The organism is Pseudomonas sp. NPDC089743, from assembly GCF_044748785.1.
In the GTDB taxonomy this organism is placed as follows: Bacteria; Pseudomonadota; Gammaproteobacteria; order Pseudomonadales; family Pseudomonadaceae; genus Aquipseudomonas; species Aquipseudomonas putida_X.
Map to the genome: position 1 here is coordinate 450,027 of NZ_JBIVGS010000001.1, position 14,179 is coordinate 464,205.

Annotated in this window: 15 protein-coding genes; 6 read left to right on the forward strand and 9 right to left on the reverse strand. The window is 62.7% G+C overall.

The window, feature by feature from the left end:
* Positions 1-21 precede the first annotated feature (21 nt).
* The 5 genes from metW to ACIPZC_RS02195 all read right to left on the reverse strand — a co-directional run bounded on the left by metW (position 22) and on the right by ACIPZC_RS02195 (position 4,022).
* On the reverse strand, positions 22-642 hold the full coding sequence (gene metW / locus ACIPZC_RS02175; RefSeq protein ID WP_241805087.1) for a methionine biosynthesis protein MetW: 621 nt from the start codon (positions 640-642) through the stop codon (positions 22-24).
* Positions 643-649: 7 nt separating this feature from the next.
* Complete coding sequence (locus ACIPZC_RS02180; RefSeq protein ID WP_241805088.1) at positions 650-1,789, reverse strand: homoserine O-acetyltransferase; 1,140 nt, start codon at positions 1,787-1,789, stop codon at positions 650-652.
* Positions 1,790-1,877: 88 nt separating this feature from the next.
* The gene (locus ACIPZC_RS02185) at positions 1,878-2,468 is read right to left on the reverse strand and encodes a YggT family protein (protein ID WP_400624552.1); all 591 of its coding nucleotides are present in this window, start codon (positions 2,466-2,468) and stop codon (positions 1,878-1,880) included.
* A 10-nt stretch (positions 2,469-2,478) separates the two neighbouring features.
* On the reverse strand, positions 2,479-3,297 hold the full coding sequence (gene proC, locus ACIPZC_RS02190) for a pyrroline-5-carboxylate reductase (protein ID WP_400624554.1): 819 nt from the start codon (positions 3,295-3,297) through the stop codon (positions 2,479-2,481).
* Positions 3,298-3,335: 38 nt separating this feature from the next.
* Positions 3,336-4,022 (reverse strand): YggS family pyridoxal phosphate-dependent enzyme, encoded by a 687-nt coding sequence (locus ACIPZC_RS02195; protein ID WP_400624556.1) that lies wholly within the window; start codon positions 4,020-4,022, stop codon positions 3,336-3,338.
* A 65-nt stretch (positions 4,023-4,087) separates the two neighbouring features.
* On the opposite strand from ACIPZC_RS02195, the gene ACIPZC_RS02200 reads away from it, so the two are divergent.
* Positions 4,088-5,086 carry a type IV pilus twitching motility protein PilT gene (locus tag ACIPZC_RS02200; protein ID WP_400624558.1) on the forward strand — a complete coding sequence of 333 codons (999 nt, stop codon included), beginning with the start codon at positions 4,088-4,090 and terminating at the stop codon, positions 5,084-5,086.
* Between the two features lie 35 nt (positions 5,087-5,121).
* Here ACIPZC_RS02200 and ACIPZC_RS02205 read toward each other — a convergent pair whose 3' ends face one another.
* Positions 5,122-5,748: a C40 family peptidase gene (locus ACIPZC_RS02205; RefSeq protein ID WP_267820333.1), complete on the reverse strand. Its 627-nt coding sequence runs from the start codon at positions 5,746-5,748 to the stop codon at positions 5,122-5,124.
* Positions 5,749-5,924: 176 nt separating this feature from the next.
* On the opposite strand from ACIPZC_RS02205, the gene ACIPZC_RS02210 reads away from it, so the two are divergent.
* Positions 5,925-6,344 (forward strand): TM2 domain-containing protein, encoded by a 420-nt coding sequence (locus ACIPZC_RS02210; protein ID WP_241805093.1) that lies wholly within the window; start codon positions 5,925-5,927, stop codon positions 6,342-6,344.
* Between the two features lie 43 nt (positions 6,345-6,387).
* Here the strand turns inward: ACIPZC_RS02210 and ACIPZC_RS02215 are convergent, their stop codons facing one another.
* The 3 genes from ACIPZC_RS02215 to ACIPZC_RS02225 form a co-directional block, all read right to left on the reverse strand.
* On the reverse strand, positions 6,388-7,086 hold the full coding sequence (locus tag ACIPZC_RS02215) for an SPOR domain-containing protein (protein WP_400624561.1): 699 nt from the start codon (positions 7,084-7,086) through the stop codon (positions 6,388-6,390).
* A 1-nt stretch (position 7,087) separates the two neighbouring features.
* Entirely contained in the window at positions 7,088-8,824 is a 1,737-nt protein-coding gene (gene argS / locus ACIPZC_RS02220; protein WP_241805095.1) for an arginine--tRNA ligase, read from the reverse strand.
* 202 nt (positions 8,825-9,026) lie between these two features.
* Positions 9,027-11,246 carry a primosomal protein N' gene (locus tag ACIPZC_RS02225; protein ID WP_267820341.1) on the reverse strand — a complete coding sequence of 740 codons (2,220 nt, stop codon included), beginning with the start codon at positions 11,244-11,246 and terminating at the stop codon, positions 9,027-9,029.
* A 167-nt stretch (positions 11,247-11,413) separates the two neighbouring features.
* On the opposite strand from ACIPZC_RS02225, the gene rpmE reads away from it, so the two are divergent.
* The 4 genes from rpmE (at position 11,414) to ACIPZC_RS02245 (ending at position 14,166) form a co-directional block, all read left to right on the forward strand.
* The gene (rpmE, locus tag ACIPZC_RS02230; RefSeq protein WP_039603147.1) at positions 11,414-11,629 is read left to right on the forward strand and encodes a 50S ribosomal protein L31; all 216 of its coding nucleotides are present in this window, start codon (positions 11,414-11,416) and stop codon (positions 11,627-11,629) included.
* A 2-nt stretch (positions 11,630-11,631) separates the two neighbouring features.
* Entirely contained in the window at positions 11,632-12,453 is an 822-nt protein-coding gene (locus ACIPZC_RS02235) for a thermonuclease family protein (RefSeq protein ID WP_400624564.1), read from the forward strand.
* Between the two features lie 179 nt (positions 12,454-12,632).
* A complete protein-coding gene (locus ACIPZC_RS02240) occupies positions 12,633-13,901 on the forward strand; it encodes a malic enzyme-like NAD(P)-binding protein (RefSeq protein WP_241805102.1) in 1,269 nt (422 codons plus the stop codon).
* 28 nt (positions 13,902-13,929) lie between these two features.
* Complete coding sequence (locus ACIPZC_RS02245; protein ID WP_400624566.1) at positions 13,930-14,166, forward strand: hypothetical protein; 237 nt, start codon at positions 13,930-13,932, stop codon at positions 14,164-14,166.
* The last annotated feature ends 13 nt before the right edge of the window (positions 14,167-14,179 follow it).

Sequence of the window (14,179 nt, forward strand, 5' to 3'; positions counted from 1 at the left end):
GGGCGATTCCTCTGCTGGGCGTCAGACCGCGAGCGGGTGCTCCTGCAGGCCTGGGCTACTGACGCGGTAGATGCCGATTTCCCCTAACAGATTAGGCCAAAGCCGGCCGCCCCACCCGTTGCGGTGCAAGTGGTCGACGGCCAGGCGGTCCAGGACCTTGGCACGGCGCTCATGGCACAGCTGTTCGAAGTCGGCGAAGGTGCAGAAGTGGATGTTCGGCGTGTTGTACCAGGTGTACGGCATGAAGTCCGAAACCGGCATGCGGCCTTTGGTTGCCAAGTACCAGCGGCAACGCCAGTGGCCGAAGTTGGGGAAGGTGATGATGCACTGGCGGCCCACCCGAAGCATCTCGTCGAGAATGCGGTCGGGGTACTCCACGGCCTGCAGGGCCTGGGTCATGATCACAACGTCGAAGCTGTTGCTGGCGAAGTTGCCCAGGCCTTTGTCCAAGTCCTGTTCGATGACGTTGACGCCTTTGGCCACGCACGCGGCGATGTTGTCGGGGTCGATTTCCAGCCCATAGCCTGTAACCTGCTTGCGGTCACGCAGCGAAGCCAGCAGCTCGCCACTGCCGCAGCCCAGGTCGAGTACCCGGCTGCCGGCGGGAATCCAGTCGTGGATGATTTCCAGATCGGCTCTCATGCTGTCCTCAGATGGCGATGCGGTTCATGTAGTTCGCGAAACCCTGCATGTAGCGAGGCGTGGGGATCAGGAAGGCATCGTGCCCGTAAGGGGAATCGATCTCCAGGTAACAGACGTTCTTGCGTGCCGCCATCAGGGCATTGACGATCTCGCGCGAGCGAGCCGGCGAGAACCGCCAGTCGGTGGTGAACGACATGATGCAGTAGTCGGCCGTGACGTGGGCCAGGGTCGCGGCCAGGTCGCCGCCATTGGCCGCCGCCGGGTCGAAGTAGTCCAGCGCCTTGGTCATCAGCAGGTAGGTGTTGGCGTCGAAGCGCCCGGAGAACTCTTCGCCCTGATAGCGCAGGTAGCTCTCTACCTGGAATTCCACGCTGTGGAAGTCGTAATTGAGCTTGTCGCTCTTGAGCTCCCGGCCAAACTTTTCACCCATCGAGTCGTCGGACAGGTAGGTGATATGCCCGACCATGCGCGCCAGCATCAGACCACGCTTGGGGATCACGCCCTGGTCCTGGAACGAGCCGCCGTGGAATTCAGGGTCGGTGAGGATGGCCTGGCGCGCCACTTCGTTGAAGGCAATGTTCTGCGCCGACAACTTAGGTGCCGAGGCAATGTCGACGCAATGGCGCACGCGGTCGGGGTAGGTCATGGTCCACTGCAAAGCCTGCATGCCGCCGAGGCTTCCGCCGACAATGGCCGCCCACTGCTGGATGCCCAGGCGATCGGCCAGGCGTGCCTGGCTGTGTACCCAGTCTTCGACGGTCAATACCGGGAAATCGGCGCCATACGGCTTGCCGGTGGCGGGGTTGACGCTGCTGGGGCCAGTGCTGCCGTTGCAGCCACCGAGGTTGTTCAGGCTGACCACGAAGAAACGGTTGGTGTCGATCGGCTTGCCGGGGCCGATGCAGCTGTCCCACCAGCCGGGTTTGCGGTCGGTGGCAGCGTGGTAGCCGGCCGCATGATGGTGGCCAGACAGCGCATGGCAGATCAGCACAGCATTGCTGGCGTTGGTATTGAGGGTGCCATAGGTCTCGTAGACCAGCTCGTAGCTGGCCAGAGCGCGGCCACAGGCCAGGGCCAGCGGTTCATCGAACCGGGCTATTTGCGGTGTAACCAGACCGACGGAATCTTCGGGAAGGACAGTGGACATCGACCCTGCTCACGCTTGACGGAGGCGTAAGTCTAAAGAGCGCTACCCCCAGCGGCAAGCAAAGGCTTGCCGCTGAGAACAACAGGGGTCAGATCATCCGCCACAGTTCCTGTGGCATGCCGGCATAGGCTGCCAGCGGGGGCATGACGAACGATTGCAGCACCTGGATGGCGATGAAGGCGAAGATCGGCGAAATGTCCATGCCGCCCAGGTTGGGTACGATGCGGCGGAACGGCGCCAGCACGGGTTCGCTGATCTGGTAGGCCAGCTCGGCCGCTGGGTTGTGGCTGTTCGGCGCGACCCAGGACACGATCACCATGACGATCATCGCGACCCAGAAAATCTTCAGGAACAGCGAGGTGATGCCGATGATCGCCCACATCAGCAGGTGCAGCACATCACCGAAGGTGCCGTAGGTCACCATCAGCACGAAGCCCATCAGCAGAGCCTGGATCACCACTGCCAGCAGCAGCGACGAGGTATCCAGGCCGCCGACGCTCGGGATGATGCGACGGATCGGCTTGAGCAGCGGTTGCGTGGTACGCACCGCGAATTGGCACAGCGGGTTGTAGAAGTTGGCCTTCACCAGCTGCAGCACGAAACGCAGCAGGACGATCACCAGGTACAGGCTGACCAGGGTTTGCACCACGAAGATCGCGGCGCCGGACAATGCATTCATCTAAGACTCCTTATTTGCCCAATTGCTCGGCCAGCTCGGCAGAACGCTTCGCCGCGGCGGCCAGTGCCTGCTCGACGATGGCTTCGAAACCGTTGCTCTGGAACGACTTGATCGCGGCTTCTGTGGTGCCGGCTGGCGAAGTGACCCGGCGGCGCAGCTCGGCGGCGTCAACGTCGCTGGCCACCGCCATGTGCGCGGCACCCAGTGCGGTCTGCAGGGTCAGCTGGGTAGCGGTTTCGCGTGGCAGACCAAGCTTCTCGCCGGCGGCAGTCATGGCTTCGATCAGCAGGAAGAAATAGGCCGGACCGCTGCCCGAAACCGCTGTCACGGCATCGAGCTGGTGTTCGTGCTCAAGCCACAAGGCGGTGCCCACGGCCGATAGCAGCTGCTCGGCCTGCTGGTGCTGTGTGCTGGTGACTTCGGCGGTGGCATACAGCCCGCTGACGCCTTGGCGCAGCAGGGCCGGCGTGTTGGGCATGCAACGTACCACCGGGCGGGCGCCTAGCCAGGCCTGAAGGCTGGCGCAGGTGATGCCGGCGGCAATCGAAACGATCAGCTGGCCATCCTGCAGGTTCGGCTGCAGGGCCTCGCAGACGGTTCTCATCACCTGCGGTTTGACTGCCAGGACGATCACGTCGGCCCCGGCGATGGCTTGTGCGTTGTCTTCGAATACCTCGATACCGTGCTCGGCCTGGACCCGGGTGCGGGTTTCGGCGCCTGGATCGCTGGCGCGGATCTGCGTGGCGTCCAGGCCTTGGGCGCGCAGGCCGCCGATCAGGCTGGCAGCCATGTTGCCGGCGCCGATGAAAGCAATACGTGTCTTGCTCATGTCAGGTCCTTGAGGGAAAGAGAGAGTAAAGCATGGAATCAGACCGGGCCGTAGCTGCGCGCCCCGAACAGGGCGGTGCCGATACGCACCCAGGTCGCACCCTGCGCGATGGCGGCTTCCAAGTCATGGCTCATGCCCATGGACAGGGTATCAAGGCCAAGATTCAGGCCCTCCTGCAGCTGGCGCAGGCTGGCAAAGGCGGCTTCTTGCTCGGCGCGGTCTTCGCTGGGTTCGGGGATGGCCATCAGCCCGCGCAGGCGCAGGTTGGGCAGTGTGGCCACGGCATTGGCCAGGCCCTGCAAGTCCTCGGGCGCACAGCCCGATTTGCTGGCCTCGCCGCTGACATTCACCTGCAGGCAGATGTTCAGTGGCGGCAGGCTGGGTGGGCGCTGTTCAGACAGGCGTTGGGCGATCTTCAGGCGGTCCACGGAGTGTACCCAGTCGAAATGCTCGGCAATGGCTTTGGTCTTGTTCGACTGAATGGGGCCGATGAAGTGCCAGATCAAGGGCAAGTCCTGCAGGTCCTGCTGTTTGGCCAGGGCTTCCTGCAGGTAATTCTCACCGAAATCGCATACCCCTGCGGCATGCAGCTCGCGGATGGCACTGGCCGGTTTGGTCTTGCTGACTGCCAGCAACGTGAGGCTGGCCGGGTCGCGTCCAGCCGCCTTGGCTGCGCTATCGATACGGGCGGCAAGGGCGCGAAGGTTGTCTGCTATGGTGGACATGGATCGATGCCGTTGGCTCAGGAGTCAGCGGCATTCTACCTGCTTGATGGCCGTTGGGGAGTCTCATGGACGTGACTGACCTGTTGGCTCGGGCTGGCGATGCAGGGGCGAGCGACCTGCACCTGGCCGCGGGCGAGATACCGATGCTGCGCGTGGAGGGTGAACTGCGGCGCATGGCGCTACCGAGCATGACGCCTGTGGCGTTGACCGATGCCCTGGCGCCGCTGCTCGATGAGCGCCGGCGCCAGCAGTGGGCGCAAGGTGACGAGCAGGACCTGGCACTGGAACTGCCCCCGCTTGGGCGCTTTCGCCTGAACCTGTTTCGCCAGTTGAATGGCCCGGCGGCCACCTTTCGCTTGATCCCGAAGCGGATCGCGACACTCGACGAGCTCGACCTTGAAGATGTGTTTCGTTCTGTTGCGCAGTGGACTGACGGCCTGATTCTGCTCGGTGGGCCTACCGGCAGTGGTAAGTCCAGCACGTTGGCGGCACTGGTCGATCAGCTGAACCGGCAGCGGCCCTTGCACATCATCACCCTCGAAGACCCTGTTGAAGTTATCCACAGCAGCCAGCGAAGCCTGGTCAATCAGCGTGAGATAGGTCGACACTGCCGCGACTTTTCCCAAGGGTTGCGCAGCGCCTTGCGTCAGGACCCGGACGTGATCGTCATAGGCGAATTGCGCGACCTGGAGACGATTCGCCTGGCGTTGCGGGCTGCGGAGACCGGGCACCTGGTGCTGGCAACCGTACATACGCGCTCGGCTGCCGGTAGTGTCGACCGGCTGGTGGACGTGTTTGCCGCCGAGGAGAAACCGCTGGTGCGGGCGATGTTGGCGGAGTCATTGCGCATGGTCGTTGCGCAGGTGCTGGTCAAGCGTCCGGGGGGCGGGCGGGTGGCAGCCCGGGAAGTGCTGGTGGGTACGTCTGCGGTGCGCAACCTCATCCGCGAGGGGCGCATGGCGCAATTGAATTCGGTGATGCAGGCGGGTACTGCGCAGGGTATGCGCACGATGGAGGGGGCATTGCAGCGATTGAAGGCGCAGGGATTGATCGGGGCCGTGTAGCGGTGGCCCCAGCAATCGATGGGTTGCCTGGCAGGTCAGCGCTTGGCCAGAGCCAACTGCTGCGGCTGCTTCGGCAGCACCCGCTTGGCCACGACGTAATGCTTCTGCCAGTAAGGCTTGCTCAGGTTGTCGATGCTCACCCGCTTGCCGCGGCGCGGTGCGTGGATGAAGCGATCGTTGCCCAGGTAGATGGCGACGTGGTTGACGCGGCGGCTCTTGATGTTGAAAAAGATCAGGTCGCCAGGCTTCAGGTCGCTTTTGGCCACCTTCACGCCGTGGCCCTTGGCCATGGCATTGGAGGTGCGCGGCAGGTCGACGTCAGCCACCTCGTTGAAGGCATACTTGACCAGCCCGCTGCAATCGAACCCTTTTTTAGGGCTGCTGCCGCCCCAAACATAAGGGGTGCCGAGCACATTCACGGCGCGGCTGAGCACGTCGCTGCTCTGTTTCGGCGACATGGCGGCGACCGGCAGGTTGTGCACCTGGCCAGCGTTAGTGGCGCGTGCACGCATCGCGATGTGCTTGCTGGGTGCGCGTTTCACCGTGGCATTGGTGGTATAGCCGGTGAAACCATTTGGAAGACGTTGCTCACGGTTGGTGGCGTGGGCGGCCAGGGGCAATAATAGGCAGAGGGTCAGCCATGTCTTTAACAAAGGCGGCATAGATGAAGCTCTTGTGAAGTTTTAATAGTGGTTTTGGTGTTGGCGCGCAACTTTATAACAGCTTTTCGATCAATTTTTGATCCGTTGGTCGATTGTCATGTTGCCGTACGTCGGCCTGCCGCGAAAAAGTCACATTTTTTTTTAGAAAATTTTCGGCTAACCCATGGGGGCTATGAATGAACAGTTATGAACACGGGGCGCCGTTTCACGACACCCACAGCAAGGTCATTGGCTACCTGTTGTGGATTTTCGGCTTCACTGGCTCGCACCGCTTCTACTACGGCAAGCCGATCACCGGGACCCTCTGGTTCTTCACGCTGGGCTTGCTGGGCATAGGCTGGCTGATCGACCTGTTCCTGATCCCGTCGATGGATCGGGAGGCCGACTTGCGCTTCCAGTCTGGACGCATCGACTACAACATTGCCTGGGTACTGCTGACCTTCCTCGGTATTTTTGGCGTGCATCGCCTGTACCAGGGCAAGTGGATCACCGCGATCATCTACTTCTTTACCGGTGGCCTGTTCCTGGTGGGTGTGCTGTATGACTTCTGGACGCTGAACGGCCAGATTTCCCAGGCCAACGCCGAACGCCGTTGAGCACAAAAAAGGCCTTGTCACGCTGAGCGACAAGGCCTTTTCGTTACTGGCGGGTCTGCCGCTGCTGCAGTAGCAGGTTGCTGAACCCTGCGCCGGCCAGTTGCTTCTGCGCACCGGTCAACTGCTCGCGGTTGCTGTAGGGGCCGACCAGCACGCGGTACCAGGTTTCATCCTTGACCGTGCCTGATTCCACCTTCACCGTCTGGCCAAGCAGGATGATCTGCGCCCGCACCTTGTCGGCGTCAGCCTGCTTGCGGAACGAGCCCGCCTGAAGGAAGTACTGCGTGGTGGCTGCAGGTTTGATCACTGGCGGCGCCGGCGGTGGCGTCTGGCCCAGCAGTGCGGCCTGGGCGCGCGCAGTGTCGATTTTCGCCGCTTCGGCAGGTGTGACCGGGGTCACCGGCTGGGCTGGGACAGGCGGCGTCTTCTCAGGCACGGCTTCTGGCGGCACGATCACTTCCGACTCGGGCAGCAGGGTGTAGAAGTCATACTTGGGCTTTACCGGCTGCTGCGTCGTGGCCGTCGCGGTCTTGCCCGCCTCGGCCACTTTCGCCGGCTTCTGCTGCTCGGGCTTGGCGCGCTTGATGTCGCCGCCCCCAGGCTCGAGCTTCATCAGGAAGACGATGAAGGCGCCGACCGTCAGGCCGACCGCCAGCCATATCCAGCCGGGAATCGGCTGTTTGGCCGGTGCCTGGGTGCGGCTTGCGCCGCGCTTGGGAGCTGGTTTTTTCTTGGCAGCCAACTTACATGCGCTCCAGGGTTTCCAGGCCGAGCAGCTCCAGACCTTGCTTCAGGGTGCGCCCCGTCAGGGCCGCCAGGCGCAGACGGCTCTGCTGTTGCTCGGGGGTTTCGGCGGCGAGGATCGGGCAATTCTCGTAGAAGCTGGAGAACAGGCCGGCCAGGTCGTACAGGTAGGTGCACAACACGTGCGGGGTGCCTTTTTCGGCAACGTTGTTGAGGACTTCACCGAACTGCGCCAGGCGTGCAGCCAGGTCCTGCTCGTGGGCAGCCTGCAGCACGATGTGCCCATCCACCTCGTCAAAGCCCTTGCCCAGCTTGCGGAACACGCCGGCCACGCGGGTGTAGGCGTACAGCAGGTAAGGCGCGGTATTGCCTTCGAAGTTGAGCATCAACTCGAAGTTGAAGCTGTAGTCGCTGGTACGGTGCTTCGACAGGTCTGCGTATTTCACCGCGCCGATACCGACCACTTCACCGATGCGGCGCAGTTCGTCCTCGGCCAGGCTCGGGTTTTTCTCCTTGACCAGGGCGTAGGCACGGTCCTTGGCCTCGGTGAGCAGGTCGATCAGCTTCACGGTGCCGCCATCGCGGGTCTTGAATGGACGGCCATCGGCGCCGTTCATGGTGCCGAAGCCCATGTGTTCCATCTGCATCGGGTGGCCGACGAAACCGGCGCGGCGCGCCACTTCGAACACCTGGTTGAAATGCAGGGCCTGGCGTTGGTCGACGAAGTACAGCGCGCGGTCGGCCTTGAGCACATTGCTGCGGTAGCGCACGGCTGCCAGGTCGGTGGTGGCGTACAGGTAGCCGCCGTCGGCCTTCTGGACGATCACGGGCAAGGGCTCGCCTTCGCTGTTCTTGAACTCTTCGAGGAACACGCACTGGGCGCCTTGGTCCTCGACCAGCAGGCCTTTGGCCTTGAGGTCGGCCACCACGTTGGCGAGGTCGGCGTTGTAGGCGCTTTCGCCCATCACGTCGGCCATGGTCAGTTTGACGTTGAGCAGCTCGTAGGTTTTCTGGCAGTGCGACAGTGAAATGTCCTTGAAGCGCGTCCACAGCGCCATGCACTCGGGGTCGCCGGCCTGCAGCTTGACCACCAGGCCTCGGGCACGAGTGGCGAATTCCTCGGACTCGTCGAAGCGCTTCTTGGCAGCGCGGTAGAAGTTTTCCAGATCAGACAGCTCGTCGCTGGTGATCGGGTTTTCTTCCAGATAGGCCAGCAGCATGCCGAACTGAGTACCCCAGTCGCCCACGTGGTTCTGGCGGATGACCTCATCACCCAGGAACTCCAGGACGCGGGCGACGCTGTCGCCGATGATGGTCGAGCGCAGGTGGCCGACGTGCATCTCCTTGGCCAGGTTCGGCGCCGATAGGTCGATCACGACCTTCTGTGCAGGGCCAGCCTTGCGCGCACCCAGGTGTGCATCGGCCAGGGCGGCATCCAGGCGGTTGGCCAGGGCGTCGGTGTTCTGGAAGAAGTTGAGGAAACCTGGGCCGGCGATCTCGACCTTGCTGATGTCGGTGCTGGCCGGCAGGGCTGCAATCAGCTTTTCGGCCAGGTCGCGTGGTTTCATGCCGGCCGGCTTGGCCAGCATCATCGCGATGTTGCTGGCGAAGTCGCCGTGGGTCTTGTCCCGGGCGTTTTCCACCTGGATCGCCGGCGACAGCCCTTCAGGCAGCACACCGTCGGTGACGAGTTGGGTGAGGGCTTGCTGGATCAGCTGGCGAATGGTGTCTTTCATTGGGATCTCTTTTCGACCGCTAGCGCGGAGGAGCGCCTGGGTGCGCAGGTGGAAAAACTGGGCATTATCCGTTGCTGGGCTCGGGTTGCCAAGCTTCTAGCTTCAAGCTGCAAGCCGCAAGCCGCAAGCCTCAAGCTGCAAGAAAAGGCGCGATCGCCACCGGCCTGCTCTTGCTTGCCGCTTGTAGCTTGCCGCTTGCCGCTCAATAAAGGTCAACCGGGTCGACATCCAGCGACCAGCGTACTTGCCGGCCGCCTGGAAGCTGCTCCAGCACCAGCAGCCAGGCACTGATCAGACGATGCAGTGGTGCCCGGGTTTCGGCCTGTATCAATAGCTGCGCACGGAAGCGCCCGGCTTTGCGCTCCATCGGAGCAGGTACCGGGCCCAACAGTTCAATGCCAGGCAAGTGTTGCTCCGTCACCAGGCGCTGCGCTGCGCTGCAGGCCTCGTCTAGGAAACCTTCGGCCTGCCCTGGCTTGTGCGCTTCGGCGCGCAGCAGGGCAAGGTGGGAATACGGGGGCAGGCCGGCGGCGCGGCGTTCGTCCAGGGCCTGTTCGGCAAAGGCGAAATAGCCTTGCTCGGTCAACTGCACCAACAGCGGGTGGTCGGCCAGGTGCGTCTGGATGACCACCTTGCCGGGCTCTTCGGCACGCCCGGCGCGCCCGGCTACCTGCACGATCAGTTGTGCCATGCGCTCGGTGGCGCGGAAGTCACCAGAGAACAGCCCGCCATCGGCATCGAGAATCGCGACCAAGGTAACCCGGGGGAAGTGATGCCCCTTGGCCAGCATCTGCGTTCCGACCAGGATGCTCGGCTGGCCGCGCTGGATGGTGCTGAACAAATTGTGCATGGCGTCCTTGCGGGCCGTACTGTCGCGGTCGACCCGCAGGATCGGGTAATCGGGGAACAATACCTTCAGGCGTTCCTCGGCGCGCTCGGTGCCCGCACCTACCGGGCGCAAGTCGACATGGTTGCACTTGGGGCACTGGTGCGGCAGGCGTTCGTCGTAGCCGCAATGGTGGCAGCGCAGTACTCCGGCGCGCTGATGCACGGTCATGCGGGCATCGCAGCGCGGGCATTCGCTGAGCCAGCCGCAGTCGTGGCACAGCAGCGTCGGGGCGAAGCCGCGGCGGTTGAGGAAAACCAGCACCTGCTGGCCTGCTTCCAGTGTCTGGCGGATGGCCTGTTGCAGCGGGCCGCTGATGCCGCTGTCCAGCGGCAGGCTTTTCACATCCAGGCGTAGCATGCGTGGTGGGCGCGCGCCTCCTGCGCGCTGGTTCATGCGCAGCAGGCGGTAGCGGCCGGTCAGGGCATTGTGCAGGGTTTCCAGCGACGGGGTGGCCGAGCCGAGCAGGATCGGGATGTTTTCCTGGTGCGCGCGCACCATCGCCAGGTCGCGGGCGTGGTAGCGCAGGCCTTCCTGCTGTTTATAAGAGCCGTCATGCTCCTCATCGATGATGATCAGGCCCGGGTTCTTCATCGGCGTGAACAGCGCCGAACGCGTGCCGATGATGATATCGGCCTCGCCATCTCGCGCCGCCAGCCAGGCGTCGAGGCGTTCGCGGTCATTGACGGCCGAATGCACCAGGGCGATGCGTGCGTTGAAACGCTGTTCGAAACGCGCCAGGGTTTGCGGGCCGAGGTTGATTTCCGGGATCAGCACCAGCGCCTGCTTTCCAGCCTCCAGGGTTTCGCGGATCAGTTGCAGGTAGACCTCGGTCTTGCCGCTGCCGGTAACGCCAGCCAGAAGAAACGCATTGAAGCCGTCAAAGCCATCGCGCACGGCCTCGAAGGCCACTCGCTGCTCTTCGTTTAGCGGCAGTTCCGGCTGGGCCAGCCAGTGCTCATGGCGCTGTTCCGGCAGGTGGCGGCGTGTTTCGAGCTGAACCAGGTCCTTGGCCAGTAACAGGTCAAGGCTGTCCTTGTTGAGGTTGAGCTTGCTCAGCAGGCTGTGCGCGACGCCGTGCGGGTGCTGCGCCAGCGTTCTGAGAGCGTCCCGCTGGCGCGGTGCGCGGGCGATGCGCGGGTCTTCCAGGCGGGCCCCTGGGGCCACGTGCCAGAAGCGCTCCTGGCGCATCTCGGCCGGCTCGCCTTGGCGCAGCAAGGTCGGCAAGGCCCAGCTCAGGGTGTCGCCGAGGCTGTGCTGGTAGTATTGGGCTGTCCACAGGCACAGCTTGAACAGCGGTGCAGGGACCGGTGAAACCGGGTCGAGCAGGGCGCTGGCCGGCTTCAGCTTGTCGGCAGGGACCTCGCTGTGGTCGCAGACCTCCACCAGCACGCCGATCATCTCGCGGCGGCCGAACGGCACGCGGATGCGCATTCCGGGGGTCAGTGCCTGGCGCGCCATGCTCGCCGGCGCCCTGTAATCGAACAAGCGACGCAGGGGGGAAGGCAGGGCAAGGCGTAGAATGACGTCGGACACGCGTAAGGGCTCGCAGGGCGTTTCAAAGACTGGCGAGCCTAGCAGACGACAGTCGGTGCAAGCGACAACTTGCGTCGAGGCGGCGCTCTGGTATTATTCCCCGCCTAATTACGTGCGGTATTCAACAATTGGTGTTGGGTGGCGGCACGCAGCTCGAGGAAGTGACCATGAAAGCTGATATTCATCCGAACTACGAAGCAGTTGCTGTGACCTGCAGCTGCGGCAACAAATTCGAAACCCGTTCGACCCTGGGCAACACCCTGGCGATCGACGTTTGCAACCTGTGCCACCCGTTCTACACCGGTAAGCAGAAAGTGCTGGACACCGGTGGCCGCGTTCAGCGCTTCGCCGATCGCTTCGGTATGTTCGGTACCAAGAAGTAATCATGCGCATGGCGAACCCTTCGGGTTTCGCGTTGTTGCTGAAAAAGGCGCCCCTTGTGGGCGCCTTTTTTGTGGGCGCTCTCTGGCAAGGGTCGGCCCTGGCGTTTTGCCCATTGCCGGACGGGCCGCAGAGCGCGGCGGTGCGCCAGGTGGTCGATGGCGATACGCTGCGCCTTACCGACGGTCGCAGCGTGCGCATGATTGGCATCAACGCCCCGGAGATCGGGCGTAAGGGGCGCGCCAGCGAGCCTTTTGCAGTGACTGCCAAGCAGCGTTTGCAAGCGCTGGTCAAGGCCAGCGACGGCCGTGTCTGGTTGGTGCCCGGCGTCGAGCCCAAGGACAAGTATGGGCGGACCCTGGCGCACGTTTACGCCCGCAATGGCGACAATCTTGAAGCGCGGTTGCTTAGCGAGGGGCTTGGTTACCGCGTCGCGGTTGCGCCCAATGTGCGCCTGGTGGCCTGCCAACAGCTGGCCGAGCAATCCGCGCGCAAGGCAGGCGCTGGCCTTTGGCGCAGTTCCCCGGTACGGCGCGCCAGCCAGGTCCGCCAGTCGGGCTTTGCGGTGATCGGCGGCAGTATTCGCAATATTGCGCGCAATCGTGGGGGCATCTGGCTGGAGCTGGAAACTGACGTGGTGCTGCAGGTTCCCGCTCGTCTGCAACGCAACTTCCCCGCCGGCTTCTTCGATAACCTCAAAGGACGCCAGGTCGAGGCGCGTGGCTGGGTGCTGGATCGTTCCCGCAAGGGTGGGCTAAAGCCGGGGCAGCGACGCTGGGTGTTGCCAATCACCGATCCGAGCATGCTTGAACGTATTTCGAGCTGAAAAGATGTAGACATTTCGCTGTTAGATTGTACACACTGTGGTTCGAATGCCCCCGTGTGTTATAGCGTAAAGTCTTAGGCTAAAGGCCTTGACACAAGTGACCGGCCAGTCTTGTGGCTCCCCGGCTCTTTGCGTATCCTCGGCGGTCCGTCAGAACAGTAAATAGCGGAATGCCCACCATGTCAGACCTGAAAACCGCCGCTCTCGAATACCACGCTCAACCTCGTCCGGGGAAACTGAGCGTCGAGCTCTCCAAGCCCACTGCCACCGCCCGTGATCTCGCCCTGGCCTACAGCCCAGGCGTTGCAGAACCGGTGCGTGAAATCGGCCGTGATCCTGAGCTGGCCTACAAATACACTGGCAAGGGCAACCTTGTTGCAGTTATTTCCGATGGCACCGCCATCCTCGGTCTGGGTGACCTTGGCCCACTGGCTTCCAAGCCGGTCATGGAAGGCAAGGGCGTTCTGTTCAAGCGTTTCGCCGGTATCGACGTATTCGATATCGAAGTCGAGTCGGAAAGCCCGCAAGCGTTCATCGACACCGTTCGCCGCATCTCGATTACCTTCGGTGGCATCAACCTCGAAGATATCAAGGCGCCAGAGTGCTTCGAGATCGAGCGCACCCTGATCGAGCAGTGCGACATCCCTGTGTTCCACGATGACCAGCACGGCACCGCTATCGTTACTGCGGCCGGCATGATCAACGCCCTGGAAATCGCGGGCAAGAAGCTCGAAGACGCCAAGATCGTCTGCCTGGGGGCTGGCGCTGCGGCCATCTCTTGCATGAAGCTGCTGGTCAGCATGGGTGCCAAGGTCGAAAACATCTTCATGATCGACCGCAGCGGCGTCATCCACGCTGGCCGTGACGATCTGAACCAGTACAAGGCCCAGTTCGCTCACGCTACCGACAAGCGCACCCTGGCTGATGCACTGGACGGCGCCGATGTATTCGTTGGCCTGTCCGGCCCGAACCTGCTGAGCGCGGAAGGCCTGAAATCGATGGCTGCCAACCCGATCGTGTTCGCCTGCTCGAACCCGGACCCGGAGATCTCGCCAGAGCTGGCTCATGCCACCCGCAGCGACGTGATCATGGCGACCGGTCGTTCCGACTACCCGAACCAAGTCAACAACGTGCTGGGCTTCCCGTTCATCTTCCGTGGTGCCCTGGACGTTCGCGCCAAGCGTATCAACGAAGAAATGAAGATCGCCGCGGCCATCGCACTGAAGGACCTGGCCAAGCTGCCGGTGCCTAAGGAAGTTTGCGAAGCCTATGGCGTGGAAGGCTTGGAGTTCGGTCGCGAGTACATCATTCCGAAGCCACTGGACGCCCGCCTGATCACCGTCGTTTCCGATGCCGTAGCCAAGGCTGCCATCGAATCCGGCGTAGCTACCCTGCCATATCCGAAGCACTACCCGCTCAACAGCGTGGACGAAGTGTTCAACGGCTGAAGCAAGGCGCAAAAAAGAACCGGCTCAAATGAGCCGGTTTTTTTTTGCTTCGAGCTTCAAGCTTCAAGCTACAAGCTTCAAGCTTCAAGCTACAAGCTACAAGCCTGACCGCGTCAGCATTGACTGGCGCGGTGTGTCAGTCAGCCGAGAACAGCTTGCAGCTTGCAGCTTGCAGCTTGCCGCTCAAGCTACAAGCCTGACCGCGTCAGCATTGACTGGCGCGGTGGGTCAGTCAGCCGAGAACAGCTTGCCGCTTGCCGCTTGAGGCTTGCGGCTTG

Excerpts from the sequence above, each read along its gene's own strand:
- ACIPZC_RS02210 (WP_241805093.1), top strand. The coding sequence starts at position 5,925 with ATGAACAGTTATGAACACGGGGCGCCGTTTCACGACACCCACAGCAAG.
- proC (WP_400624554.1), bottom strand. The coding sequence starts at position 3,297 with ATGAGCAAGACACGTATTGCTTTCATCGGCGCCGGCAACATGGCTGCC.
- ACIPZC_RS02185 (WP_400624552.1), bottom strand. The coding sequence starts at position 2,468 with ATGAATGCATTGTCCGGCGCCGCGATCTTCGTGGTGCAAACCCTGGTC.
- metW (WP_241805087.1), bottom strand. The coding sequence starts at position 642 with ATGAGAGCCGATCTGGAAATCATCCACGACTGGATTCCCGCCGGCAGC.
- ACIPZC_RS02195 (WP_400624556.1), bottom strand. The coding sequence starts at position 4,022 with ATGTCCACCATAGCAGACAACCTTCGCGCCCTTGCCGCCCGTATCGAT.
- ACIPZC_RS02240 (WP_241805102.1), top strand. The coding sequence starts at position 12,633 with ATGTCAGACCTGAAAACCGCCGCTCTCGAATACCACGCTCAACCTCGT.
- ACIPZC_RS02205 (WP_267820333.1), bottom strand. The coding sequence starts at position 5,748 with ATGCCGCCTTTGTTAAAGACATGGCTGACCCTCTGCCTATTATTGCCC.
- rpmE (WP_039603147.1), top strand. The coding sequence starts at position 11,414 with ATGAAAGCTGATATTCATCCGAACTACGAAGCAGTTGCTGTGACCTGC.
- ACIPZC_RS02245 (WP_400624566.1), top strand. The coding sequence starts at position 13,930 with ATGAGCCGGTTTTTTTTTGCTTCGAGCTTCAAGCTTCAAGCTACAAGC.
- ACIPZC_RS02235 (WP_400624564.1), top strand. The coding sequence starts at position 11,632 with ATGCGCATGGCGAACCCTTCGGGTTTCGCGTTGTTGCTGAAAAAGGCG.
- argS (WP_241805095.1), bottom strand. The coding sequence starts at position 8,824 with ATGAAAGACACCATTCGCCAGCTGATCCAGCAAGCCCTCACCCAACTC.
- ACIPZC_RS02180 (WP_241805088.1), bottom strand. The coding sequence starts at position 1,789 with ATGTCCACTGTCCTTCCCGAAGATTCCGTCGGTCTGGTTACACCGCAA.
- ACIPZC_RS02200 (WP_400624558.1), top strand. The coding sequence starts at position 4,088 with ATGGACGTGACTGACCTGTTGGCTCGGGCTGGCGATGCAGGGGCGAGC.